Below are 23,851 nucleotides of genomic sequence, written 5' to 3'. Positions count from 1 at the left end.
AACGCACGAACGGGGAGGATTTTCATGGGATTATTTGACCGCCTGAAACGGGCATTTCGGGGAACGTCGAAGGAAACTAGCAATCAAGAACAGGAGCGCGAAAAGCAACGTGTTTCCCTCACGGAAACGGATCAGGGAACGCCCGTAGAAACCCAGTCTTCACCGGAAGGGCCAGCGGCGAATGAAACACCAGAAAAAGTGGCACGGGTATCCCAAAAGCAGGCCGCGCCTCTTTTAGAACCAGGTAAAAATGAGAAAACCACTACTGCTTCCCAAAACCAGGGACAGGGAGAAGAAGACCAATCCTTTTCTGCTGCTGGGCTGGTTTCCAAGAAGTCCTGTCAGCGGTCTTCGGACGAATCACCTACGTCAGAAAAAAAGGAAGTTGCGGATAACGTGGAAGAGTTGCCCGGAAAGCCGACGGTAACCGAACAAGGTTCTTCATCTACGCCCGCAACGGAAACCGTTGAAGAAGGACACTATGACCGGGGATTAGCCAAGACCCGGCACGGGTTCGGAGCGAAGTTAAAACAACTCCTTGCTAATTTTCACCGGGTGGACGAAGATTTCTTTGATGACCTTGAAGAAACCTTAATCGAGGCCGACGTGGGTTATGAAATGGCCCTGAAAATCAGTGATGCTCTGCGGGATGAAGTAAAGTTTCGGAACGCAAAAAGTAAGGAAGATGTTTCTAACGCCGTTATTGAACGCATGGTCGAGATCTACGACGCAGAGGGAAAGGATGAGGATAACACCCTTCACTTTGCGGCAGTAGGGCCGACAATCTACCTTTTTGTGGGGGTAAACGGTGTTGGTAAGACGACGACCATCGGAAAATTAGCCCATCGCTTTAAGAAGCAGGGGAAAAAGGTATTACTTGCGGCTGGGGATACTTTCCGGGCCGGGGCCATTGAGCAGTTGGTTGCGTGGGGTGACCGGGTAGGGGTGCCCGTTGTGCAAAAGCCTGCGGGTAGCGACCCGGCGGCAGTGGTGTTTGACGCCGTAAAAAGGGCTAAAGAAGAGAACTACGATATTTTGCTAATTGATACGGCTGGCCGTCTGCAAAATAAGGTTAACCTGATGAAGGAACTAGAAAAGATTGGGCGCATTATCAAACGTGAGGTGCCGGATGCGCCCCACGAAACTTTGCTGGCCTTAGATGCAACGACCGGACAAAACGCCCTTGCTCAGGCTAAACAGTTCCGGGAGGTTACGCCTTTAACGGGAATTATCCTTACGAAACTGGATGGGACAGCCCGCGGAGGGATTGTGTTGGCAATCCGGAATGAACTACATCTGCCCGTTAAGTTAGTGGGCTTGGGTGAGCAAATGGATGATCTGCGGGACTTTACCCCTGAGGAATTTGTTTACGGGTTGTTTAAGGGACTTGTTACCGCCAAAATTGTTGAGGATGATTAGATGGCAATCGAGAAAACAAACCGGATTAATGCCCTGCTTGATTTTTACGAACCGTTATTAACTGCCAAGCAGGCGGAATACATCGATCTATACTACCGTGACGATTACTCATTAGGAGAAATTGCCGCAAATTATTCCGTTTCGCGCCAGGCGGTGTATGATAACATTCGGCGCACAGAGCAACTTCTTGAAAACTACGAGGAACGGTTGCATCTGTACCAGCATTTTACTAATCAAAGTAGCCAAACTGATCGGCTCCGGCAGTACGTTACGGCGCATTATCCGGATGATAACCAGCTTAATCAGTTGATTGCCCAATTAGAACGAATAGAAGAAGCGTAGGTGAACCACATGGCATTTGAAGGATTAACGGAACGAATTCAAAACGCATTTAAAAAACTCCGGAAGGGGAAGATTACCGAAAGCGACGTCAAGGAAGTTATGCGAGAAGTTCGGATGGCCTTATTAGAAGCCGACGTCAACTTTAAGGTTGTCAAGGACTTTATTAAGAGCGTGCGGGAGCGCGCGGTTGGCACTGAAGTCCTCGATAGTTTGCGTCCTGACCAACAAATCATCAAGATTGTAAATGAGGAACTGGTGAAGGTGATGGGTCAAGAGGCCGTTCCGCTGAACAAAGCCCCAAAGATCCCAACAGTTATCATGATGGTCGGGCTTCAGGGGGCCGGAAAAACAACCACGGTCGGGAAATTAGCCCTGAAGTTAAAAAACGAACAGCATGCGCGGCCGTTGATGATTGCGGCCGATGTTTACCGACCAGCGGCCATTGACCAGTTGCAGGTCATTGGTAAACAAATTGACGTGCCGGTCTTTTCACTAGGGACTAACGTTGATCCGGTTGAGATCGTTCGGCAAGGGATGGCTGTTGCTAGGGAAAATAAAAACGATTACGTCTTTATCGATACGGCTGGTCGGTTGCAAATTGATGAAAAACTGATGCACGAACTGCAGCAGATTGCTGGGTTAGTGCATCCGAATGAAGTATTACTGACGGTCGATGCGATGACCGGGCAAAATGCGGTGGAGGTTGCCCAGGGCTTTAACGACCAGCTTGATCTTACCGGGGTCGTCCTTACCAAACTTGATGGTGATACTCGGGGCGGTGCGGCCCTATCAATCCGGGCGGTAACCGGCAAACCAATTAAGTTTGTTGGGCAGGGAGAAAAGATGACTGACCTGGACGTCTTCTACCCGGACCGGATGGCTTCCCGAATTCTTGGCATGGGTGACATGCTGACATTAATCGAAAAAGCTCAGCGGGAGTATGATGAGAACCAGGCAGCACAGCTCGAAGAAAAAATGCGGGCTAACACTTTTGACTTTAATGATTTTCTTGATCAGGTTGGACAGGTACAAAAAATGGGGTCGATGGATGATCTCATTAAGATGATTCCGGGTATGGCGAATAATCCAGCTCTTAAGAACATGCAGTTTAACCCGAAGGATATTGAGCATGAAAAGGCGATTGTTTATTCAATGACCCCGGCTGAGCGGCAGAATCCAGATCTATTAAATCCAAGTCGGCGCCGGCGGCTAGCCCGGGGAGCAGGCCGGCCAATTCAGGAAGTCAACCGGATGATTAAACAGTTCAAGCAGATGCGCGAGATGATGAACAAGGTCTCAAACGGAAATTTTGCGGGAATGGAAAACCTCTTCGGTAGCGGTATGACTGGAAAATTAGCCAAGATGTCAATGAACCGAATGGTCCGTAAAACGAAGAAGAATAAACTTAAGAAAATTAAGAAGGCAAACCGAAAGACGAACCGGAAAAACAAGAAAAAAAAGAAAAAACGGAAATAAATAAGAGCTGTCAAGAATTTATCCTTTACAGGCATCCAAATTCTTGGTATATTATTACCCGTTGAGTAATTAGGTAGGAGGTGGACAGAATGTCAGTTAAGATTCGTTTAAAGCGGATGGGGTCCAAGAAGCGGCCGTTCTACCGGATTGTCGTTGCTGATTCCCGGTCACCACGTGATGGGCGGTTCATTGAATCAGTCGGGACATACAACCCGTTAACCGACCCAGAAACGGTTACCCTGAAGGAAGACCAGATTATGAGCTGGTTAAATAACGGTGCTCAGCCGTCTGCAACGGTTAAGAACATCCTTTCCCGGCAGGGGATCATGAAGAAGTTCCATGAAGCTAAGTTTTCAAAGAAGTAAGGTAGAGCAATGACGGTCGAAGACGTGAAGACGTTGGTGGTAACGCTTGTTAAGCCACTGGTTACCCAACCGGATGATGTAAGTGTTACCCTTGATGATCAACCCGATTTTCTTAACCTGAACTTAGCGGTTGCACCCGCTGACATTGGGCGGGTGATTGGAAAACACGGGCGGGTTGCACAGGCAATTCGAACGATTATTTATAGTATTCGCTTATCCGGTTCAAAGCGGATCCGGTTGAATATTGTTGATGATTAATAAAAGGTTCCTGACCATCTGGTGGGAACCTTTTATCGTACGGAGGAAACCATAAATGGAAGCTTATTACCAGGTTGGACAAATTGTAAATACTCACGGAACCGGGGGAGAGGTCCGGGTATTAGCAACGACTGATTTTCCAGAAGAACGGTTTGTCCCGGGAGCAACCCTCACCGTTTTTGTTCCGGGACAGGTACCCCGTAAATTAACGGTTACGGGCCACCGCAAACACAAACAGTTCGACTTACTGACGTTTGCGGAAATTACTGATATGAACCTCGCGGAACAGCTGAAGGGGGGGAACCTTAAGGTAACCGCTGAACAACAGGATGACCTTGCAGAGGATAACTATTATTACCGCGATATCGTGGGACTTCAGGTTGAAACGCAGGATGGCCGTATCTTGGGAAAGATTACTGAAATTATGACTCCCGGTGCGAACGATGTGTGGGTTGTTGCTCGGGAAGGACAAAACGATCTTCTTTTACCCGCTATTAAGGACGTTATTAAACAAGTCGACCTTGAGCATCACCGGGTAATTATTGATTTACTGGAGGGGCTTGAATAATGCGGATCGATATTTTAAGTTTGTTTCCAGAAATGTTTACCGGCCCCTTAACGGAATCAATTGTCGGTAAAGCGGTTGAGAAGGGAATTCTTGATATTGAAGTCACTAATTTTCGGGATTACACGACTGACCGGCAAAACCACGTTGACGATTATTCCTATGGTGGCGGCGCGGGTATGCTATTACAAGCCCAACCAATTTTTGATGCACTTGATGCGGTCCAGCAAAAAGCGCCAATTTCCGGGAAAGTAATTCTACTAGATCCGGCAGGACGGCGCTTTGACCAACACGTGGCCGAAGAACTGGCTCATGAACAACATTTAACCTTTATTTGCGGACACTATGAAGGATATGACGAACGGATTCGGACTCGCGTGACGGACGAAATTTCACTGGGAGATTACGTTTTAACCGGGGGAGAACTGGGGGCGATGGTAATAATTGACGCCACGGTTCGCCTCCTTCCCGATGTCTTGGGAAATGATTCGTCCGCCATGGACGATTCCTTTTCGACGGGGTTGCTGGAATATCCTCAATACACCCGGCCAGCCAATTTTCGCGGGTTAAAGGTCCCGGACGTTTTGCTTAGTGGCGACCATCAACGAATTGCCCGGTGGCGAACAAAAGAAGCACTACGGCGTACCCTTGAACGGCGGCCTGATTTACTGGAAAATTATGCACTTTCCCGGGAGGAACGGCATCTTTTACGGAAAATCAAGGAAGAAACGAATTGTCAGGACAAATAAGACGTGGTATATTGGTTAGTGGCTATGGCCACACATTAACGGCATTCCGCTGTCAGTGAATGGGACAAGAATGACGGTGAAAGGAAGATTTTATTATGAATCCATTAATCAAGAAGATTACGGAATCACAATTACGTGATGACATCCCGGATTTTTGTGCAGGAGACACGGTGCGGGTTTACGCCCGGATCGTTGAAGGTTCGCGTGAACGGATCCAGGTCTTTGAAGGGGTTGTTATCAAGCGGCACGGTGAAGGTATCAGTGAAACGTACACCGTCCGGAAGATGAGTAGCGGGGTCGGTGTTGAACGGACGTTCCCGGTTCACTCACCCCGGGTTGACAAGATTGAGGTTGTTCGGCGTGGTCGTGTTCGGCGGGCTAAGCTGTACTACCTGCGTGAACTTCACGGAAAGGCTGCCCGGATTCCAGAACGGCGCCGGAAGTAAGAATAGCGATCAAATTAAAGAGAGGCTCTTGGCTAGCGGTGGCCAAGGGTTTTTTTAGTGTTAAAATTCGTAAGTTATAAACTATGACGAGAATTTATAATGATTTGTTCGTATTAATACCAACTATTTTGTTGAATACGATGCTATTATTAAGTATCATGAAAGCAGTCATACTATTACGGTATTAGCAATCTGGAGGCACCGATGACAACTGCGATTGAACTTTCCCATGTTACTAAGACGTATCGGCGCAAACGCCGTTCCCGTCGTCTTTGGCAAAACCTTATCCGCCCTCAATATGAGCACCATGAAGCACTTCACGACATGAGTTTTACGGTGCCAACTGGTCAAATTATGGGTTATATTGGGCCAAATGGGGCGGGAAAATCAACCACAATTAAACTAATGACGGGGATTTTACAACCTGATAAGGGTAGTTGTCGTGTGCTGGGGGTTAATCCCCTGATTAACCGGGAACAATTTGTTCGCCAAATTGGGGTTGTCTTTGGGAATCGCTCTAACCTTCTGTGGGATTTACCTGTAATCGATTCCTTTACCATGATGAAAACCATCTACGAAATTCCTGCCGCCCAGTTTCAGCGGCGGTTAACCCGTCTCACCAAGACAATCGGAATTAGTGATTTGTTATCTATTCCGGTTCGCCAAATGAGCCTGGGGCAGCGGATGCGCTGTGAGCTGGTGGTTGCCTTACTCCATAACCCGCAAATTCTCTTTTTAGACGAACCCACCCTCGGCCTTGATGCGGTTTCAAAGATTGCCATGCATCAATTTATCCGCCGGTTGAACGTGGAAACGGGACTGACGGTGGTGTTAACAACGCATGATATGGGCGACATTCGTGAGTTGGCTGACCGAATTATCGTTGTGGGGAAGGGAATCAAGCTGTACGATGGCCAACCTGAAACGATTATTCGCCGGTTTGCAGACGTTCATAAGGTTACCCTAAAAACGAAAAAAAATGCTTCTATTTTAGCCACCATTCATCAGGAATGGCAGCAATGTAAGGTAATTCAAGAGTTTCCCGGACTGGTAACCCTTGAAGTGGCGGATCAACAAACCCTTGAAACCCTTATTCCCGTAGTTGCCAGTCATCCTGACGTTACCGCTTACCAAGTTGCTGCGCTTTCAACCGAAGAAGTAATTGCCCGTTTTTATCAGCAAGCTATGGTGAAAGGAGGAGTTGTTCATGCGCCGCTATCTTAGCGTTGCCGTCGCTGAATTTAAGCGGGGATGGCAGTACCGCCATTCGGCAACAATGAGTATGCCATTGTATTTTTTGCGCGGTCTTTTGTCAATTGCGATTATCTGTGCGTTTAGTGCAGCGCAGCATTCTAATTTAACGGCTACTAGCAATTACTTATGGCTTATTAATCTTTTTTACCCGGTTGTTTCGGCGTGGGTGGTGGATTACGACCTGAATACGATGATCAAGAATGGAAACGTGGCGTATGAATATATTAAACCCCTTGATATCTACTTTTCTTGGTTTACCCGGTTACTTAGTCGTCGGGTTAGCCAACTATACCTGGCGAGCTTTCCTGTTATCATGATTGCCGTTTTGCTCCCAGGGCACTGGGGATTTCACGTGCACGCTACGTTGATTCAGTGGGTTGTTTTTCTGTTTCTCATCGTCCTAGCCTTATGCTTAAATGTGGTCCTTTCACTTCTAGTGTATATTTCTGTTTTTTATACATATTCGATTACCGGCTCGTTGCTAGTATTTGGATCCATCATGGAATTTATGGGGGGAACGGTGATTCCGTTTAGCTTTTTCCCCACCGGGATGCAGGCAGTGTTTCGGCTGTTTCCATTCTGGTACGGAGCGGCGTTTCCGTTTCAGTACCTTACCGGTGGGCTTAGCTGGCACCAACTTTACGGGGGCGTTGGCGCCCAGCTTGTGTGGTTGGTCGTTCTAATTGCCGGTGGGCGGTGGTGGTTGGATCACCGCCTTCACCGCATTGTTATTCAGGGGGGATAGGAATGCAAAAATACCTTTGTTTACTTGGACGGACAATTTGTGCACAAATGGAGTATAACCGGTCCGTTATTCTACTGCTGATTGGTGAATTCATCGCCCAGTTTACGTTTATCCTGAGTTTTTTAATCCTATTTCATTCGTTAGGAAACGTCCGGGGATACCGTGTTTGGCAAGCGGTTCTCATTTACGCCACGGTTAATATTTGTTACACCATTGCTGAGATGGGGGGAAAGGGGATTAACGACCTGGGTAAAATCGTACGTTCCGGGAAACTCGACGTTTACTTTTTACGGCCAATGCCAATTTTGTTGCAGGTAATGGGGAACGCCTTTGAGTTTTCGCGGGTTGGGCGTTTAGTACAAGCTGTTTTAATTTTTGGGATTGCGCTGGGAGCCGCACATCCCCGGTGGAACGGGCTTACGCCTTTTATTTTAGTGGGGATCATCGTTGGGGGAATTGCGCTTTTTTTATCAATTTACCTGTTTTTTGGAACGCTAACAATTTTTACAACTAATCCCATTAGCATTGCGGCCCTCTTGATGGGGAGCGGGTCTGATGTCTTACACTACCCCACAAATTCATTGCCAGGTGGGGTGCGGTTTCTGCTAACATTTATCCTGCCGTTTGGGTGTATTAATTACCAACCATTTCGCTATCTGTTTGGTTTTACGACTAACTGGCTGGTGGGACTCAGTCCATTAGTTGGGCTTGGCTGTTTGGGAGGGGTTCTTCTTTTTTGGCATTTTGCACTGACCAGATACTCGTCAACCGGTTCTTAGTTGTTTTTTACAGGAAATAATTGCCTTCATTTGGCAGAAGGTGGCGGATGATTATCGAAGGAAGTTCAAGTGTAAAGGATGGAAAATAATGACAACAACCGCAAAACTCTTACAGGATACGTGTCTGCTTGCCGGGAAAATTATGATTTCTAGTGGCTCGGAAACGTATCGCGTTGAGGATACCGTGCAGCATATCGCGCGGAGTGCTGGGGTGAATGATGAGATTGTTTTTACCCTGCCGACCGGGATTTTTGTGAGCAACCAGCATAACCGGGCCATGCAGCAACGGGCAATTTTTAACCGGGTGACTAATCTCCGAAAAGTGCACGAGGTAAACCGGCTATCCCGCCAGTTTGCCGCCCACCAGCTTACCCTTGAAGAGCTTCATTCGCGCCTAGAAGAAGTTGATCATGACATTCGCCGGTATTCGCTGTTTTTTCAACTCCTTGCAGTGGCGGTAATTAGCGCCATGATGATTCCCATCTGTATTCCGGGATATCATGCAAGTACGATGCTGTGCGCGGCAGTTGCGGGGTGTACCGGTTACGTTGTTAATTCAACGGTTGAACGGTTATTACGGATTAGTTTTTTTAGCCAACTTCTGGCAACGTTCGTGATTGGGTTAATTGCCCAAGAAGCACTTGCCTTACATCTGGTTCCAAGTGCCGGTAACGTTGTGATTGGGGCGGTAATGGCCCTAGTTCCGGGGGTTGCGATTACTAACGCGTTCCGGGACCTATTGGCAGGACACCTGCTGACAAGCGTTGCCCATGGACTTGAAGCCTTATTTTGTGCGGCGGCATTGGGAACCGGAATTGCCTTGGCTTTCCGGTTTTTCTAAGGGGTGGTTGCGATGAATAGTAGTTTTTGGCTTCAGTTAGTTGCCAGTTTTCTTAGTTGCTGGGGGTTTGGGGTGTGTTTAAACGTTCCTAAAAACGCGTTTATTGCAACGGGCTTTACTGGAATGGCCGGCTGGTTAGGGTACCTGGTATATTATTGTCATGCTAATTACAGTGCGGTGGGGGCGAGTCTTGTTGCAACCGTCATTATCGGAATCGTTGCGTTGATTTTCGCCCACCGGCTTCAGATGCCCGTTACCATCTTTACCATTCCGGCGCTGATGCCCCTAGTGCCGGGGGAGGTTGCCTTAGAAGCATTGCGAGCGCTCATCGCAGGGCGCGTGTTACAAGCACAAGTATTATTCGTGCACATGCTAATGATTGCGGGGGCCATTGCGGTGGGCTTTATGATTGCGGAGATTTTTGCCCAGTACTATACCAAGATAGCGCATTGGTGGAGAAAATAAGTGATTAGTTTTAAAAATAGAACAATGGAATGACGTCTTCTAAGGGGAAGGCGTTTTTTTAATAGCAACCAGTTACCGGGAAAGCGGTGCCGTTTATCGCTTAATATCCACCAAACTTTGGAAACCATGCGATACTACCGGTGACAGGGAGGTGAAGTAGGGTACTATTAAGTAAACCATTACAGAAAGGAATTAGGAAAATGAAGGTTGTTTTTCAACAAGTGCCAGCACTGCGAGAGCCTCGGGTAGCGGTGCAGGCCGCAACTTTGGATGAACAAGTTGCCCAAACAATGCGGGCCGTTTCTCGGGTTGTGGCCGCCACACCACTGACGCTAACGGTTGACGCTGTTCCCATCACGATTCAGCTAGCGAACATTACCTTTGTAGACGTTGCGGGTGACTACGTAACCGTTCATACAACTACCAAAACGTATACGGTCCGGCAGCGATTAAAGGTGCTCGCTGCACAACTAGTCCAGCCGCAATTTATTCGGGTTTCACGGAGTGCCATCGTGAACCTTGATGCGGTGGATCACTTTAAAAACGTTTTGACGGGGAACTACGTGGCTATCTTGAAACAAGGAGATTGGGTTCCCGTATCACGGCGCTATTGGCAGCAGGTTAAGGAAAGGGTGTTAGGAAAATGAAACGGAAGGGATTAATGTTTTTCCGGATTATGGTTCTGGGAGCCATGATTGCGGTATGTTGTCAGGTTTTAGGAGCGCTTGTTTTTCAAACAACGGTTGTGATTAGCCGGGCAGAACTCGGAAGTCTTTTTGTTTTTGGGGCCCTTGGCGGGTTACTTTCATACTTTGTTGTTGTGCAGGAATACCTCCCGCAAGTCTTAGCCGTTTTTTTGCATTTCGTGGTATTTTGGGGCGGAATTTTATTAATCAACTTGGCTTGGTTGCACGCCTTTCCGGGAACGTTAGTGGCCTGCGCTGGGTACACGGTCAGCTTTGTGGCGATGTATGTTATTGCGTGGGGCATTGCGTTGCTGGTTAACCACCACGTTGTTGCTTTGGTAAACAAGAAATTGCAGGAGCGGCGGTAATAACACTATTAGTGACAATAAAATTAATGGGTTACTTTGGTGAGGAGTAATCCATTTTTGTATTCTTTATCATTTAAGAAGAAATGATACTGAAAGAAGCACCTGATGAGAGAATTTGACTATCTCAAATTGAACAATTTGGTAATTACCCCAGAAATGAACGCCTAACTAAATCACCTTTGCGAGTTGCGGGGATATGTAGCGAATTACCATCCCCACATGAAGGCGACGTTTAATCGGTTGCGAGCAATTATGGCGGATAAAATCCAACCTGCTAACCAAAGTGAGGCGGAAATTGCCAGGTACCGGGATGTTCTTTCGTTAATTTACGAGAATGCTGAATTCATTGAAATTAATCCAACTAATATTTTAACGCTTCATAAACGGTTATTAGGATATACGGGAGCCGAATGGCGGGGCCGCGCAACTAAGTACGTCCTTAATGCCGATAGTGATAACCCTTCTAATTGATGATAGAATAAAATAGTTAATTAGATAGAGAGGATGATTTGATGCAACAACGCACTACGGCTAACGATTCGTGGCTTTTATGGGTTGTAATGGAAATTTTGGCAATTGGGATGACGGCTGTTTCGGCGGTTGTCATGGATGTGTCTTCCCTGATCGCCATCATCGGGGTTGTTTTCTTTGGACTAGCGGTGGTATTTTTCCCGTTTATGGGAATTATCCTGTGCCTAAAGCGCCCCCTCGTGATGATTGACGAGACAGCCCGTGAAATCGTTATCAACACCTTTATTCCGTTCCGCAAAAACGGCCAGATTCGGCTCCGTTTTGATGAATTAAACCGGTTATCGCTCACTAACATGATGGGAATTTCCTTTCTGTCCGTGGAAACTAAGCAACCCAAAGAGTTGATTTTAAACACGGCTCCGCGGAAGGATAACCAGTACGGTTTATATTATCTGCGACTTCGGGACTATAAGGCCCTCCAAGCGGCCGTAAAGCGGGTGCAGGCACAAATAAACGCCCCCAACGATGTAGCTGAATAACTAAGAAAAGAGGTTGAAACCGTCGTCTCAATCTCTTTTTTTACGCCATCAAAGCGGCAACTTCTGCTTGAAGGGCGGCGATATTTAAACCCTTCGTTGGGTTTTCTGACGTACACCATGCGACCAGCACGCCCGCTAACCCCGTAAGAAGAAAGGCCTGCCGAGAAGCGGATTGGGAACACAGCCAAGGAAGGGTGGGTGCGCATGCCGTCATGTTTGCCAGAAACATTCCTTGTAAGTGGTGCTGGATTAACACCGTTAACTGGTCCCGGTAATCATTCCAGTAGAGGAAAAAGGCGCCGCTAAATGCTTCCCAGTCCGTTGGGGATGCTGCTTGTATGGCCGCTTCAAAGTCCTTCTGCCAGTCAGCAATCGCCTGGTTGAGAACGTCATCCTTTGACTTAAACTTCCGGTAAAACGTCTTGCGGGAAAGCTCCGCGGTCGTATAAATTTGCTCGACGGTAATTGTTGCGTAATCCTGGTGCTTCATTAACTGAAACAGGGCGTCAATGAGCCACTGGCGGGTAGTTCGGGTAATTCGGCTTGCCATAATAAATCTCCAGCTTTCTTTTTAGTGTATTGAATGGGATATTTTGATACATCTGTATCATTATGTAACAAGATGTTAATGATCACAAGTATTTTCGGAAAAGAAACCATTAAAGTACTAATCAAGACTGAGCTGCTTGACAGTTGCCGGTAAAATCACTACTATATTGAAGTTATACTAATTAATTGTAAGTAAGGAGTGAGTAATTCAATGAAACACCATCAGTTGCCAGAATGGCAACATAATCTCCACGTTTTGTGGTTGAATAATTTTATAATCGGTATGGGTTTCCAGTTAATTATGCCCTTTATGGCCCTTTACATTCGTCAGTTAGGAAATTTCACCCGTTTCCAACTAAACATGTGGAGCGGCTTAGTCTTTGCGGCCACGTTTCTTGTATCGTCATGGATGGCGCCAATCTGGGGAAAAATTGCTGATCAGCGGGGCCGGAAGGCGGTTATGCTGATCTCCGCTGCGGGTATGGGCACGACGATGACGTTAATGGGAACTGTAGGCAACGTTGAGGAATTAGTGTTGCTCCGGTTACTTCAGGGTTTTTTTGCTGGTTACGTGGCAAATACCTCTGCGCTTCTTGCTTCGATGGTCCCGCGAGAACAAAGTGGGAAAACGATGAGTACCCTTGCGACGGGGACGACTGCCGGAATGCTAGTGGGGCCCCTCTTTGGTGGGGCTCTGGCAGATTTGTTTGGGTACCGGGCCACGTTCTTTATTACGGGGATGGCATACGCCCTCGTCTTTATCCGAACGATTTTCGGTGTTCATGAAAGCAACTTTCAGCCGGTTTCCCGCGAAAAAATGGTGAACACCCGTCAACTTTTCGGCCAGTTAAAGTACCCGCACCTGATCATTGGAATGTTTGTTACCACGTTAATCATTCAGGCGGGAAATAACTCCATTTCACCGGTTATTAGCCTGTACGTGCAGCGACTTCTTCACGGGCATGGAAGCGTTAACTTGGCAAGTGGTATTGTGGCGGCACTCCCGGGAATCGCTACGATTTTTACGGCTCCTATATTGGGTGAGGTAGGGGATCGAATTGGAACGCATAAGGTTCTCTTCGGGGGATTAATTTTTGCTTTTTGCGTCTTCTTGCCCCAGGCTTTTGTGCATAACGTGTGGGAATTTGGAATTTTACGGTTTCTCGTTGGAATTTCCGACGCAGCGCTCCTTCCGCAGGTCCAAACCCTACTCACAAAGTACTCGCCGGCGCATTTTTCCGGCCGAATTTTTAGTTTCAACCAGGCCGCCCAGTTTATGGGAAACATCTTCGGGCCAATGATTGGAGCAACGATTTCGGGGACCTTTGGTTATGCGGGTGTCTTCGTTTCCACGGCGTTGTTAATCCTGGTTAACCTGGGATGGGTGCGGCGGAGTACGCGGCCGCTTTGGCACAAGGAAACACCTGCTACGAAGTAGAGGATAAAAATAGGGATGTGGTTCTGTGACCACATCCCATCTTTTTTATTTAATAGAATTGAGACAATTACCGGCGGGTAACCTTCATATTTGTAACGTTTCCGTGAATGTTGCCCGTAGCGTTTAACTTGTCAATAGACATCTTAATTGTCATGTTTGACTTGCCCTTGAGTCCCTTTTGAAGGCTTCCCTTCATGTCAGAGAACGTGAAATCAACGGTCTTCCCCTTGTATTTCACACCATCGCCTTCAAGGTCCTTTAAGTCCGGGTTCGTTTCCTCTAGCTTGTTAAGACTAAAGTGGAGAATAAGCTTGTCATTTCCCTTAAATTCGTAAGTTCCAAGGGCGTCCTTTCCCTTGACATAGCTGGCAACCGACTCCTTTGAAGGAACCTTTGCCTTCTTCAGGTCGTAGAATTTTCCGTTCTTCGCAAGAACAAACCCCACTTTTCCGTTCATGAAGGAAGCGCTGTTAGTTTCCTTTTGACCAAGCATGTGCATTGTCATCTTTGAATCTGTTTGCTTGAAGGTAACGTAACTGTTTGGCATGTAGTCCTTCATCGTGTGGGTGAAGTGGTAGTAGTAGCCACCACCACACAAAGCCAACACAATCACGATCACAGCACCGATGATTGTCGGAACGAGCCACTTCTTCGGCTTCTTATTAGCCGTGCCTTCAGGCGTTGCCGTTTGTTCCGTCTGCTTTTGTTCTTCCTTATCCATTCGAATGATTCCTCCCAGTAAATAAAAATTATCTTAAATAAGACTTAAGATACTTTACCATAAATTTCTTCAAATTGAAAGGAATCCCTCATTAATAGATCCTTAATCAAGGTCATCCTGGGCCATGTTATGGGCAAGGTAGCCCTCCGCGCACGCCTGGATGGCTGAAATACAGTCATCGAGCATTGTGGCAATCCGGCCACCGTTTTTTTGATTCTGATCGAGACGCCGGGCAGTGCTTGATTTATGCACGTCCAGGTAGCCGAAGTTCGATACGGCAATTGACCCGTACAGCTGGGCAATCCCGTTAATTGCTAGCATTTCATCCACGCCAAAGTAGTTGTTATCTTCTGCGATGATGGTTTGTAGTGGTTCGGGTAGCTTGTGTTCGTTTGCTAAGTTATCCAGGGAAAGGGCCACCAGCAGGGCGTTAAGGACTTCCCGCTTCTTTAAAACCTTGCCTACGGCCAACTGTGCTTCGTCGATGGTAATATCTGGGTTAAATTGAACCTGGTGATCGTAAGCGTGCTGGGCAATCATGGCGAGCGAAATGTCGCGTTTCGCAAATTCTTGGTCAACGTATTCCCAAATTTCCCGGTCAGGGTAGATTTTAGTTGTCATTTTAATTACCTCACTTTCATCGTAGTCTTCTATTCTACTTAGTTCTTGGGAGGAAAGCAATTGTTTCATAGCGGGATTCCGTTTAGTAAACATTATGCAATGTTGCCTTGATTTTTTAGTAACGTTTAGTATAATGAAAGCGTAAAGAAAGCGGTTACTTGTTGATAGGAGGGGTTATCATGAGCAAAATGATCACGTTTGATGAAGAACAGCGGGTTTTTCACCTGCATAACGATCAGGTTTCGTACCTATTCCAGATTGAAAAGGGGGATTTATTAAGCCACCTGTACTACGGCCAGCGGATCCATGCCTACCACGGGCAGCGCCAGTACCCGTACGCTGATCGGGGCTTTTCGGGTAATTTGCCGGGTTCCCTTGACAGGACATACTCCCCGGATTCGCTGCTTCAGGAATACACTCCCAATGGTATCGGTGACTACCGGATTCCGGCGGTGATTGTCCGGCAGGAAAACGGTTCGCGGGCAACACGCTTCAAGTACTCCGATTACCGGATTGAGACGGGAAAGCCAGCGCTTAAGGGGTTGCCGAGTACGTACGTTGAGGACGGTGATGAGGGCGAAACCCTCGTGGTCACCCTTGTAGATGAAGTGGCGCACCTGGAACTAGAACTCCGATACTCCATCTTTATGGGGCGCGCGGTAATTGCCCGGTCAACCCGCATTATTAACCACGCTGATACGCCGGTTTACCTGGAAAAAGCGGCATCATTACAGTTAGACTTCGCTCCACGGGACTTTGAGATTATTAGTTTACCAGGGGCTCACGCTCGTGAACGCCAGATGGAGCGGACACCACTGAGCCGTGGCGTGCACTCATATGAAAGTCGGCGGGGAACCACCAGCCACCAGATGAGTAACTTTATCGCTTTGGTGGACCCGACCACAACGGAGAATACGGGGGAAGCATACGGAATTTCCTTAATTTATTCGGGGAATCACGCTATGCAGGTTGAACGTGATCAGATTCAACAGACGCGGGTAGTTGCGGGAATTAACGATTATAACTTCACGTGGAAACTGAACCCGGAGGATGACTTCCAGACTCCCGAAGCACTTGTGGCGTACTCACCAAATGGACTTAACGGAATGAGTAACACCCTTCAGCACATTGCACGCGAGCGGATTGCCCGCGGAAAGTGGCGGGATCTTGAGCGCCCAATTCTGGTTAATAACTGGGAAGCAACGTTTATGGACTTTAACGAAGAACGCTTAACCCCAATTGTTGATGATGCCAAGAAACTCGGGATCGAAATGTTTGTGTTAGACGATGGTTGGTTCGGCCACCGGGACGACGATAACAGTTCTTTAGGCGACTGGTTTGTGGACCAAAAGAAGTTTCCGCACGGGATTAAGCACTTCGTGGATTACGTTCACGCACAGGGGTTGAAGTTCGGGCTGTGGTTCGAACCAGAAATGATTTCATTTGATTCCAAGCTATATGAAGATCATCCGGACTACCTGATGCAGGTTCCTGGGCGCCAGCCGTCACCGTCCCGTAACCAGTATATCCTGGACATTACCCGATCAGAAGTTCGGGATAATATTGTTGCTCAGGTGGAAAAAATTCTCCGCGAAAACAACGTTGATTACGTGAAGTGGGACATGAATCGTCATTTGGCCGATGTTTACTCCCTTGGATTAGCGCCTGATCAGGAGGGGGAGGTTTACCACCGGTTTGTTTTGGGATTGTACGACATGTTAGAGCGGATTACGACGGATTTACCGGACATCCTGTTTGAAGGATGCTCTGGCGGTGGTGGCCGGATCGACTACGGAATGCTGGCATACATGCCGCAGTCCTGGACGAGTGACTGTACCGACGCTTATGAACGAGAGAAGATTCAGTACGCAACGTCCTTGTTCTACCCGAATAGTGGCTTCACGGCGCACGTTTCGGTTATTCCCAACCAGCAAACGGGGCGGAGCGTTTCCTTTGCAACGCGGGGGGCCGTGGCCATGAGTGCAACGTTTGGCTACGAGCTTGACCTTACGAAGTTAACGGCAGAAGAGCAGAAACAGGTTAAACAACAGGTTGCCAAATATAAGGAAATTCGCCCGCTTGTTCAGTTTGGTGACTTTTATCGTTTGCGGAATCCATATACGACAAACGGGTGTGGCTGGATGTTTGTCTCTCCAGATAAGCGGGAAGTGGTCGTTGATACATTCCACACGCAATCCAGCGGTCAGCCGTGCGCGCACGTTACTAAGCTGGTCGGACTTGACCCACAGAGACAGTACGAGGACCTAGCAACCCATACGGTATACGGTGGTGATGAGTTAATGCGGATGGGGTTGTATGATCCGCTTGTGCACGAGGATTATACCGCTAAGACCTATCACTTTAAGGCGCGGAATTAAGGATAACAGTCTATCAAGAAATATTAATTTAAACAACCAGGGCATTTTAAATGTTGCCCTGGTTGTTGTGATTCATTGGCAAGAAAGTGGTTGCTATTACTGATGAATTGCGGTGCAATAACTGGTATACTCGGGTAAAGTATCACTAAAGAAGACAGGTTGCTGTAGCGTTGAACTAGAAAAGGAATTAGATGATGGCGCGAATTTTTGTTGTTGAGGATGATTTAGCAATTACAACCCCGTTAATTGCTGCCTTGAAAAAGTGGCAGCATACGGTGGCAACGGTTCAGTCGTGGGCAAACGTGACCGCCGAGGCCGTTGCGTTTAAACCGGCATTAATTACAATGGATATTACGCTCCCAACGTATGATGGTTTTTACTGGACTGCCCAACTTCACCAGGCATTACCAACCGTTCCCATTATTTTTATTACGGCAGCAACAACCGCAGAAGCGGGCAGCAGGGCAATTGCTGCTGGCGCAAGTGATTTCATCGAAAAGCCACTAACTATCGACTACCTTCTTGCCAAAATTAACCTCCTTCTTCAGAATACAGCAACTAATAAAGTCATTCGGGGCACCTATTCCTTTAACCCGGTTACTAACCAACTTACGTGTGGTGGCACTACGATTCGGGTAACGCCCACGGAAGGAATCATTCTGCGACTACTGCTCACGGCAGCACCGGAACCCGTAATGCGTTCAACGCTGGTAAGTGCGCTGTGGAGCGCTGATGTTTTTATTAACGACGATGCATTAACAACAAATGTTAGTCGCCTTCGGAAAAAGGTTGCAGTTCTCCGCAACACACACACGCCGATTGAAACTGTCCGGGGGAGGGGTTACCGGTGGAACGAATAACAAAAGTTATGCGATGGGTCATTGCCGCGCTGTTTCCAATTATTATTGGGTACGGAGTGGTGCTGGGTATTCTTATAGTTCTCACAGAATTGGTTCCTGGGACCCACCAAATTGTCCTCCTATTTTTTCAGTTTTCCTGGCCAATGGTTGTTGTGTGGGGGGCCGGCAGGCTAATTCGTTTTTTTCAAGTTCGTTCCCGGTTACGCCAGCATGATTATGCTTTTACGGCTTCTTTCCGTGATCAACTTTATCTTCACGAATTAAAACGGTTAGGGCGGGAGAAGCGGAACCTTGAGTTAGAAATTAGTAAGTTAACGGATCAGCGTCACGAATACCTTGAATTGTGGGCCCACGAACTTAAAACCCCGCTCACAGCGCTTAAGTTAGAAGCCCTTCAGTGTCCACCACGGCAGCGTCAAAGGTTAACAACCCAACTAACGGCGGTTAATCATCAGGTTGAAATGTTGCTCGCGGCGGAACGGTTGCGTCTTATTCATAATGACCTTGGATTTACGGTGGTCAACCTCCGCAGATCAATCGCCGGAACGATCCGGCGGTTAGAGCCGGTTTTTACCGGGAAGAACATTGCAGTCACGTTAGACGTTTCTCCGACAATCACGGTACTCACGGACCCCACCTGGTGGACGTTTGTAGTACGCCAGTTATTGCTTAACGCTGTTCAGTATAGCTTACCAGGAAGGACCATTATGATTAGTGTTCATGATCAAACGGTTTTGATTAGTGATCAGGGGTACGGGATCCCCGTAACTGATCAACCGCAGATTTTTAAGGAGGGCTTTACTGGACACAATGGGCGCATCCATAATCCTAATGCAACTGGAATGGGGCTGTACCTCGTTCGTCAGGTATGCACCGTTTTGGGAATTAAGGTGACGGTCTCATCAGTTATTGATCAGGGAACGACCTTTCACCTTACGTTTACACCGAACAAACTGAAAAATAACAAATTGTAAGGCTGCTGGCAGTTTTGTAAGGAAACGGGCCAGTGGTTCTTTATATACTGGGATTATCAAGAATAAGGAGGACTTTAAAGTGGTTTTTTTAAAGCTAACCCATGTTAAAAAAACGTTTGGGCGGGGGATGAACCAGGTCCCCGCCCTGCGTGATATTAATCTGACCGTTGAACGGGGATCATTTGTTGCTATTATGGGGGAATCCGGGGCGGGAAAATCAACCCTCCTTAATATCATTGCCACCCTTACCCCAGCAACCGCGGGGACGGTGATGCTTGCTGGGCATGACATTACGTCTCTTAGCGAAGCGGCTTGCGCAAGGTTTCGCCGGCAGCACATTGGTTTTATTTTTCAGCACTTTAACCTGTTACCAGAGTTAAATAATAAGGACAACATTCTTTTACCCGCGATTCTTGCGGGTAAGAAGGGAGGGTACTATGAGAAGCAGGTTAATGAATTAGCGGAATCACTGGGAATCGCTGCTCTCCTGGCGCGGTATCCGGGCGAAATTTCGGGTGGCCAGCAACAACGGGTGGCGGTCGCACGGGCGCTGATTACCCACCCTGACCTTATCCTGGCAGACGAACCAACGGGTGCCCTTGATTCGCAAACAACCCAGACCCTATTGACAACGCTGCAGGAAGTTCACGCTCACCAACAGACTATCGTAATGGTTACCCATAGTGCTGAGGCCGCCAGTTATGCCCAGCGGACCCTCTTTATCAAGGACGGGGTGGTGTTTAATGACGTTTACCGCGGAGACCAACCGCGAACGGCGTACGCCGCAACGTTAATTCAAACCCAACTGGCCCTTAGTACTGCGCCGCAGGAAGGAGGAATGGGCTGATGATCGCTCTTAAACTTGCATTTCGGGGAATGCACGCCAACCGGCGAATTTACGGTCCCAATTTGATCGCCATGGCGCTGCTTGTAGCGGTTAACTACATCATCCTTGCGGTAACCGCTAACCAAAGTATTCACCACCTTCTTTTCGGCAAGCAGCTCGTTGTTCTACTTCACTTGACGTTTGAACTATCGATAATTATCACGATTGCTTTTTTGGTGTACGTTAGTTCCATGACAGCGCGGAGTGAGGCCCACGAGTTCCGCGTATACACGCTTCTCGGAATGGCTCCGCTTAACAAGCGACTTATCATCGTAATTCGGCAAGCATGCGTTACGGTGGGGGGCTTAGGATTAGGACTTTTACTGGGAATTAACTTTGAGCGTTTCGTTTTTATGACGCTAGCCCGCATTCTTGGTATTTCACACTTTCATGCGCCGCTCTTGGTTGGCCCGCTAGAAACGTGTGGGGAGATATTTATTATTATTTCCGGCGGGTTAATTTTGTTCCGCCTGTTCTATCATTCAGCCGGCAAGTCAAAGGGACAGCCGACTAACCGGCTTCCGTGGTTGGGGGGAATTGCCGGAATTCTTACGACCGTGACGGGCTACTACTTGTCAATGACTAGCAAACCGGGGCTGGACGCCATTCCCACCTTTATGCTGATCATCGTTCTGGTAACTGCGGGCATGTACGGGTGCTTTATTGCGGGAAGCATTCTCGTATTAAACTTGTTGCAGCATAACCGGCAGCTATACTATCACCGGCGACGGTTTATTATTATTTCTGGTCTCCGGCAACGCATGCGGCAAAACGGAGCAAGCCTTGCGGGCATCTGTGTCATGGTAACCAGTGTTCTGCTTTCTATGATTGCGGTTGTTAGTTTAATGGTAGGGGAGCGTAGCTTAATTCGGTTGTGGAATCCTGAGGATGTTATTACGGCAACGGTTAAACCGTTTTCTCCAGCACAGCGGCAAATAATTAATCAGACCGCGCACCGGCACCATTTAGCGGTTACTGATTACCAACAAAGTGTCATGACCGCGCCTATTATGGGGAATTTAACGAAGAGCGGGCAGTTTACTCCAACAAAGCCACGATACCAGCTTGCCTTTGTCCCGGTTGATGAGTATAACCGGGTTACCCGCACTCATTACCACCTTCAGGATAACCAAGCACTTGTTTACTGTCCGGATAATCAGTTGCAACTTACCACCCTTACCATTAATCAGCGTCATTTTACGGTAGTGCACCAGCTGAAGAAGTATCCGTTATTTTATGACTACCAGCACGCGATTTACCAACCAGTGTTTGTAATTTTAAGTAACCGCAAACAGTGCGTCCAAACGAGTCGTACCCCGTGGTTGTTCACGACATTCTTTAATACGGTTGGGAAAAAGCATGCCAAGATACGGTTTGCGGATGACCTGCAAGCGCGGTTACACCTTACAAACGAGGAATACACCGCGAAGTACCAGCAGGGTCCCTTTTTAGCAACCTTGTTTGGGGGCGCATTCTTTATAGGAATCATCATCAGCGTCGTTTTTATTATTGTGACGGTCATGCTAATTTATTACAAGCAGTTAGCTGAAGGTCTCCAGGACCGGGCTCGCTTCCAAACGCTTTTTCAACTGGGACTGAGCGCGGGGGAAGCGCGGCAGATTGTATGTACTCAGGTGCTAACGGTTTTCCTCCTGCCACTTGCTGGTGCACTCCTGAACACGTGTTTTGCTTTTCCGGCAATACGGAGCATGTTAAAGCTGTTTTCCATTTATAACGGAAGAATGGTTCTCCTTGTTAGTTTGACAACTGCCGGGTTAATCGGGATAGGATATGCGTTAATTTACCTTTTAACGGCACGTAATTATTATGCGATTATTCATGATTACCGGACTAATAACGATGTTAGCAATTGGTGAAGTATTTGATGATCATTGTTTTTATAAAAAGCATGATTATTTATAAACCGCTAACAACGCACATCTTTTAGTAGTTTCACTGAAACAAATACATCCCAGTCAGTTATTATTTTTAAATTTGAATAAAGGGATGCCATACAAAGCGGGGAACACCGTTGCATTAAGCTAATTATTGCCAATAACTAGCTACGGATTAGCGTGCAATAACTTCACTGGTCCGTGTGTAGCGAGTAGTTCTTTAAGCTTTATCCAACTTATAGGTGATGATTTTTTAGGATATACTAATTGGGTTTAAGGAGAATTGTGGTAAAAATACTTGGATGTGTAACGAGTTGGAAAAGAACGTTTCGGCATGGGATGTTAAAATGGGAATGGTTCCCCATTTTTTAATGGCTTTAAGTTATAAAAAGTTATAAAATAAAAATGTAGTTATAAAAAGTTATAAAAGAAGAAAACAGGGAGGGAATCAGGATGAATCCGTTTAATCCTAATTTTGGCCGGATGCCGCAACTTTTTCTGGACCGCGATCAAATTGTTCAAGATTATGTTACTGAAATTAATGAAGGATTTGATACACCAGTTCAAACAACTGTGATCTACGGTGTACGTGGGGCCGGGAAAACGGCACTGCTTACTGATATCTGCAACCAATTGCAGCAGCGTGATTGGTTAGTTATTAATCTAATTGGAACCGGTGAAATTTTGGCCTCCCTTGTTTCTCAGCTTTATCATATGGTTACCCCGCCACTTCAAAAAGCGTTTAATCATATTCAAGGAGTTCAAGTTGCTCATATTGGTGTGTCATTTACCACAGAAACGCCGGAAACAACGGCCCAGTATCAGTTCATTTTGATGACAATGTTACGGAAGGTTGCCGCCCATCATATGCGGGTAATGCTTGTTATCGACGAGGTTAAATCCACCAAATCAATGCGGACCTTTGCGAGTTTATACCAGTTATTTATTCGGGAAAATCTACCGGTTGCTCTTATTATGACTGGACTTCCCGAAAACATTTCCGAGCTACAAAATAACAGTGTTTTGACTTTTCTTCTGCGAAGCCATCGAATTGAACTGCACCCCCTTAATCCAGCAATCATGATTCAGTCGTTTGCAAAAAAATTTAGCGAAGGGAAGCGCCAGGTTAGCATGCCACTTCTAAACCGGATTACGTCATTGACTCACGGGTATGCGTACGCTTTCCAGTTAATCGGCTATCTCATTTGGAAACATACCCAGGCGGGGGACGTAATTGATGAGCGTTTAATTAATGATCTTCTTCCCGAATATCAGTTAGGCCTAAGTCGAAATGCATATACTAAAATTTACCAGGATCTCTCCGAGCATGATCGGTTGTTTATCCGGGCGATGGCCGCTGAATCAACCGCAAAAGTTAAGATGAAGCAAATTCAGGAACGAACGCATAAACCGGTTAATTACCTTTCAAATTACCGGCAACGGCTATTAGCCAGTCAGATAATTCAGCGTGCGGGGTATGGTTATGTTTCGTTCACATTACCGTTATTTAAAGAATTCGTACAATGGTATGGGGCGTACGATGATGCCGGGTTTTAATAGAGTTGAGTTAAGAGTATTTCATATGGCGTAACCGTGGGGAGACTGTGATAAGAATCGCAGTCTCTTTGTTATTACTACATAATTTATGTGTTAAAACAAGCTGATATAAAAAGCGGTGTTTCAATTCTATAAATCAAGTTTTTGATTGGTTCTTATAACAATTTTAAACTTAATAATAACTTTAAACTTATTTTCCAAATT

27 protein-coding genes are annotated in these 23,851 nt (G+C 46.9%); 24 read left to right on the top strand and 3 right to left on the bottom strand.

Annotated features, from left to right (window positions below; genetic code table 11):
• The first annotated feature begins 24 nt into the window (after positions 1–24).
• From ftsY to ACI3EZ_RS00780, 17 genes are all read left to right on the top strand, one after another.
• Positions 25–1,419: a signal recognition particle-docking protein FtsY gene (gene ftsY, locus ACI3EZ_RS00860; RefSeq protein ID WP_405025226.1), complete on the top strand. Its 1,395-nt coding sequence runs from the start codon at positions 25–27 to the stop codon at positions 1,417–1,419.
• Entirely contained in the window at positions 1,420–1,761 is a 342-nt protein-coding gene (locus tag ACI3EZ_RS00855; protein ID WP_405023720.1) for a putative DNA-binding protein, read from the top strand.
• 9 nt (positions 1,762–1,770) lie between these two features.
• On the top strand, positions 1,771–3,237 hold the full coding sequence (gene ffh / locus ACI3EZ_RS00850; protein ID WP_405025455.1) for a signal recognition particle protein: 1,467 nt from the start codon (positions 1,771–1,773) through the stop codon (positions 3,235–3,237).
• An 89-nt stretch (positions 3,238–3,326) separates the two neighbouring features.
• On the top strand, positions 3,327–3,602 hold the full coding sequence (rpsP, locus tag ACI3EZ_RS00845) for a 30S ribosomal protein S16 (RefSeq protein ID WP_405023719.1): 276 nt from the start codon (positions 3,327–3,329) through the stop codon (positions 3,600–3,602).
• A 9-nt stretch (positions 3,603–3,611) separates the two neighbouring features.
• A complete protein-coding gene (locus ACI3EZ_RS00840; RefSeq protein ID WP_405025225.1) occupies positions 3,612–3,860 on the top strand; it encodes a KH domain-containing protein in 249 nt (82 codons plus the stop codon).
• Between the two features lie 55 nt (positions 3,861–3,915).
• A complete protein-coding gene (gene rimM, locus ACI3EZ_RS00835) occupies positions 3,916–4,428 on the top strand; it encodes a ribosome maturation factor RimM (RefSeq protein WP_405025224.1) in 513 nt (170 codons plus the stop codon).
• Positions 4,428–5,174 carry a tRNA (guanosine(37)-N1)-methyltransferase TrmD gene (trmD, locus tag ACI3EZ_RS00830; RefSeq protein WP_405025223.1) on the top strand — a complete coding sequence of 249 codons (747 nt, stop codon included), beginning with the start codon at positions 4,428–4,430 and terminating at the stop codon, positions 5,172–5,174. The genes rimM and trmD overlap by 1 nt, the downstream gene beginning before the upstream one ends.
• Positions 5,175–5,269: 95 nt before the next feature.
• Complete coding sequence (gene rplS / locus ACI3EZ_RS00825) at positions 5,270–5,620, top strand: 50S ribosomal protein L19 (RefSeq protein ID WP_405023715.1); 351 nt, start codon at positions 5,270–5,272, stop codon at positions 5,618–5,620.
• Positions 5,621–5,824: 204 nt separating this feature from the next.
• Positions 5,825–6,844: an ATP-binding cassette domain-containing protein gene (locus ACI3EZ_RS00820; protein ID WP_405025222.1), complete on the top strand. Its 1,020-nt coding sequence runs from the start codon at positions 5,825–5,827 to the stop codon at positions 6,842–6,844.
• Positions 6,828–7,619: an ABC transporter permease gene (locus ACI3EZ_RS00815; protein ID WP_405025221.1), complete on the top strand. Its 792-nt coding sequence runs from the start codon at positions 6,828–6,830 to the stop codon at positions 7,617–7,619. The genes ACI3EZ_RS00820 and ACI3EZ_RS00815 overlap by 17 nt, the downstream gene beginning before the upstream one ends.
• Positions 7,620–7,621: 2 nt before the next feature.
• Positions 7,622–8,398: an ABC transporter permease gene (locus ACI3EZ_RS00810; protein ID WP_405025220.1), complete on the top strand. Its 777-nt coding sequence runs from the start codon at positions 7,622–7,624 to the stop codon at positions 8,396–8,398.
• Positions 8,399–8,486: 88 nt separating this feature from the next.
• Positions 8,487–9,239 carry a threonine/serine exporter family protein gene (locus tag ACI3EZ_RS00805; RefSeq protein WP_405025219.1) on the top strand — a complete coding sequence of 251 codons (753 nt, stop codon included), beginning with the start codon at positions 8,487–8,489 and terminating at the stop codon, positions 9,237–9,239.
• A 12-nt stretch (positions 9,240–9,251) separates the two neighbouring features.
• Positions 9,252–9,704: a threonine/serine exporter family protein gene (locus tag ACI3EZ_RS00800; RefSeq protein WP_405025218.1), complete on the top strand. Its 453-nt coding sequence runs from the start codon at positions 9,252–9,254 to the stop codon at positions 9,702–9,704.
• Between the two features lie 200 nt (positions 9,705–9,904).
• Positions 9,905–10,351: a LytTR family DNA-binding domain-containing protein gene (locus ACI3EZ_RS00795; protein ID WP_405025217.1), complete on the top strand. Its 447-nt coding sequence runs from the start codon at positions 9,905–9,907 to the stop codon at positions 10,349–10,351.
• Positions 10,348–10,758, top strand: a complete 411-nt coding sequence (locus ACI3EZ_RS00790; protein ID WP_405025216.1) for a DUF3021 family protein — start codon at positions 10,348–10,350, stop codon at positions 10,756–10,758. Before ACI3EZ_RS00795 ends, ACI3EZ_RS00790 begins: the two co-directional genes overlap by 4 nt.
• Before the next feature lie 219 nt (positions 10,759–10,977).
• On the top strand, positions 10,978–11,229 hold the full coding sequence (locus tag ACI3EZ_RS00785; RefSeq protein WP_405025215.1) for a hypothetical protein: 252 nt from the start codon (positions 10,978–10,980) through the stop codon (positions 11,227–11,229).
• Positions 11,230–11,270: 41 nt separating this feature from the next.
• The gene (locus tag ACI3EZ_RS00780; protein ID WP_405025214.1) at positions 11,271–11,768 is read left to right on the top strand and encodes a hypothetical protein; all 498 of its coding nucleotides are present in this window, start codon (positions 11,271–11,273) and stop codon (positions 11,766–11,768) included.
• A gap of 40 nt (positions 11,769–11,808) precedes the next feature.
• Here the strand turns inward: ACI3EZ_RS00780 and ACI3EZ_RS00775 are convergent, their stop codons facing one another.
• Positions 11,809–12,318 (bottom strand): TetR/AcrR family transcriptional regulator, encoded by a 510-nt coding sequence (locus ACI3EZ_RS00775; protein ID WP_405025213.1) that lies wholly within the window; start codon positions 12,316–12,318, stop codon positions 11,809–11,811.
• Between the two features lie 210 nt (positions 12,319–12,528).
• On the opposite strand from ACI3EZ_RS00775, the gene ACI3EZ_RS00770 reads away from it, so the two are divergent.
• Positions 12,529–13,755 carry an MFS transporter gene (locus ACI3EZ_RS00770; protein ID WP_405025212.1) on the top strand — a complete coding sequence of 409 codons (1,227 nt, stop codon included), beginning with the start codon at positions 12,529–12,531 and terminating at the stop codon, positions 13,753–13,755.
• Between the two features lie 67 nt (positions 13,756–13,822).
• Here ACI3EZ_RS00770 and ACI3EZ_RS00765 read toward each other — a convergent pair whose 3' ends face one another.
• Together ACI3EZ_RS00765 and ACI3EZ_RS00760 are read right to left on the bottom strand one after the other, a co-directional pair.
• The gene (locus ACI3EZ_RS00765) at positions 13,823–14,476 is read right to left on the bottom strand and encodes a hypothetical protein (protein ID WP_405025211.1); all 654 of its coding nucleotides are present in this window, start codon (positions 14,474–14,476) and stop codon (positions 13,823–13,825) included.
• Positions 14,477–14,578: 102 nt separating this feature from the next.
• Positions 14,579–15,097, bottom strand: a complete 519-nt coding sequence (locus tag ACI3EZ_RS00760) for a phosphatidylglycerophosphatase A (RefSeq protein WP_405023702.1) — start codon at positions 15,095–15,097, stop codon at positions 14,579–14,581.
• A gap of 179 nt (positions 15,098–15,276) precedes the next feature.
• Between ACI3EZ_RS00760 and ACI3EZ_RS00755 the strand changes: the two genes are divergently transcribed.
• The 6 genes from ACI3EZ_RS00755 (at position 15,277) to ACI3EZ_RS00730 (ending at position 23,647) form a co-directional block, all read left to right on the top strand.
• Complete coding sequence (locus ACI3EZ_RS00755; protein ID WP_405025210.1) at positions 15,277–17,475, top strand: alpha-galactosidase; 2,199 nt, start codon at positions 15,277–15,279, stop codon at positions 17,473–17,475.
• Between the two features lie 194 nt (positions 17,476–17,669).
• Entirely contained in the window at positions 17,670–18,335 is a 666-nt protein-coding gene (locus ACI3EZ_RS00750; protein ID WP_405025209.1) for a response regulator transcription factor, read from the top strand.
• Entirely contained in the window at positions 18,323–19,309 is a 987-nt protein-coding gene (locus tag ACI3EZ_RS00745; RefSeq protein ID WP_405023699.1) for a sensor histidine kinase, read from the top strand. The genes ACI3EZ_RS00750 and ACI3EZ_RS00745 overlap by 13 nt, the downstream gene beginning before the upstream one ends.
• A gap of 79 nt (positions 19,310–19,388) precedes the next feature.
• Complete coding sequence (locus ACI3EZ_RS00740) at positions 19,389–20,156, top strand: ABC transporter ATP-binding protein (RefSeq protein WP_405025208.1); 768 nt, start codon at positions 19,389–19,391, stop codon at positions 20,154–20,156.
• Complete coding sequence (locus ACI3EZ_RS00735; RefSeq protein ID WP_405025207.1) at positions 20,156–22,072, top strand: hypothetical protein; 1,917 nt, start codon at positions 20,156–20,158, stop codon at positions 22,070–22,072. The genes ACI3EZ_RS00740 and ACI3EZ_RS00735 overlap by 1 nt, the downstream gene beginning before the upstream one ends.
• Positions 22,073–22,543: 471 nt before the next feature.
• Complete coding sequence (locus tag ACI3EZ_RS00730; protein ID WP_405025206.1) at positions 22,544–23,647, top strand: ATP-binding protein; 1,104 nt, start codon at positions 22,544–22,546, stop codon at positions 23,645–23,647.
• The last annotated feature ends 204 nt before the right edge of the window (positions 23,648–23,851 follow it).

Source organism: Ligilactobacillus sp. LYQ60 (genome assembly GCF_045033015.1).
Taxonomy (GTDB): Bacteria; Bacillota; Bacilli; order Lactobacillales; family Lactobacillaceae; genus Ligilactobacillus.
This window is presented reverse-complemented; position numbering and strand designations above follow the sequence as displayed.

Coding starts and splice junctions, on each gene's coding strand:
- rplS (WP_405023715.1), top strand. CDS start 5,270: ATGAATCCATTAATCAAGAAGATTACGGAATCACAATTACGTGATGAC.
- ACI3EZ_RS00790 (WP_405025216.1), top strand. CDS start 10,348: ATGAAACGGAAGGGATTAATGTTTTTCCGGATTATGGTTCTGGGAGCC.
- ACI3EZ_RS00750 (WP_405025209.1), top strand. CDS start 17,670: ATGGCGCGAATTTTTGTTGTTGAGGATGATTTAGCAATTACAACCCCG.
- ACI3EZ_RS00785 (WP_405025215.1), top strand. CDS start 10,978: ATGAAGGCGACGTTTAATCGGTTGCGAGCAATTATGGCGGATAAAATC.
- ACI3EZ_RS00755 (WP_405025210.1), top strand. CDS start 15,277: ATGAGCAAAATGATCACGTTTGATGAAGAACAGCGGGTTTTTCACCTG.
- ACI3EZ_RS00855 (WP_405023720.1), top strand. CDS start 1,420: ATGGCAATCGAGAAAACAAACCGGATTAATGCCCTGCTTGATTTTTAC.
- ACI3EZ_RS00795 (WP_405025217.1), top strand. CDS start 9,905: ATGAAGGTTGTTTTTCAACAAGTGCCAGCACTGCGAGAGCCTCGGGTA.
- ACI3EZ_RS00775 (WP_405025213.1), bottom strand. CDS start 12,318: ATGGCAAGCCGAATTACCCGAACTACCCGCCAGTGGCTCATTGACGCC.
- ACI3EZ_RS00765 (WP_405025211.1), bottom strand. CDS start 14,476: ATGGATAAGGAAGAACAAAAGCAGACGGAACAAACGGCAACGCCTGAA.
- ACI3EZ_RS00815 (WP_405025221.1), top strand. CDS start 6,828: ATGCGCCGCTATCTTAGCGTTGCCGTCGCTGAATTTAAGCGGGGATGG.
- ACI3EZ_RS00770 (WP_405025212.1), top strand. CDS start 12,529: ATGAAACACCATCAGTTGCCAGAATGGCAACATAATCTCCACGTTTTG.
- ACI3EZ_RS00810 (WP_405025220.1), top strand. CDS start 7,622: ATGCAAAAATACCTTTGTTTACTTGGACGGACAATTTGTGCACAAATG.
- ffh (WP_405025455.1), top strand. CDS start 1,771: ATGGCATTTGAAGGATTAACGGAACGAATTCAAAACGCATTTAAAAAA.
- ACI3EZ_RS00760 (WP_405023702.1), bottom strand. CDS start 15,097: ATGACAACTAAAATCTACCCTGACCGGGAAATTTGGGAATACGTTGAC.
- ACI3EZ_RS00735 (WP_405025207.1), top strand. CDS start 20,156: ATGATCGCTCTTAAACTTGCATTTCGGGGAATGCACGCCAACCGGCGA.
- ACI3EZ_RS00840 (WP_405025225.1), top strand. CDS start 3,612: ATGACGGTCGAAGACGTGAAGACGTTGGTGGTAACGCTTGTTAAGCCA.
- ACI3EZ_RS00805 (WP_405025219.1), top strand. CDS start 8,487: ATGACAACAACCGCAAAACTCTTACAGGATACGTGTCTGCTTGCCGGG.
- ftsY (WP_405025226.1), top strand. CDS start 25: ATGGGATTATTTGACCGCCTGAAACGGGCATTTCGGGGAACGTCGAAG.
- ACI3EZ_RS00780 (WP_405025214.1), top strand. CDS start 11,271: ATGCAACAACGCACTACGGCTAACGATTCGTGGCTTTTATGGGTTGTA.
- trmD (WP_405025223.1), top strand. CDS start 4,428: ATGCGGATCGATATTTTAAGTTTGTTTCCAGAAATGTTTACCGGCCCC.
- rpsP (WP_405023719.1), top strand. CDS start 3,327: ATGTCAGTTAAGATTCGTTTAAAGCGGATGGGGTCCAAGAAGCGGCCG.
- ACI3EZ_RS00800 (WP_405025218.1), top strand. CDS start 9,252: ATGAATAGTAGTTTTTGGCTTCAGTTAGTTGCCAGTTTTCTTAGTTGC.
- ACI3EZ_RS00730 (WP_405025206.1), top strand. CDS start 22,544: ATGAATCCGTTTAATCCTAATTTTGGCCGGATGCCGCAACTTTTTCTG.
- ACI3EZ_RS00820 (WP_405025222.1), top strand. CDS start 5,825: ATGACAACTGCGATTGAACTTTCCCATGTTACTAAGACGTATCGGCGC.
- rimM (WP_405025224.1), top strand. CDS start 3,916: ATGGAAGCTTATTACCAGGTTGGACAAATTGTAAATACTCACGGAACC.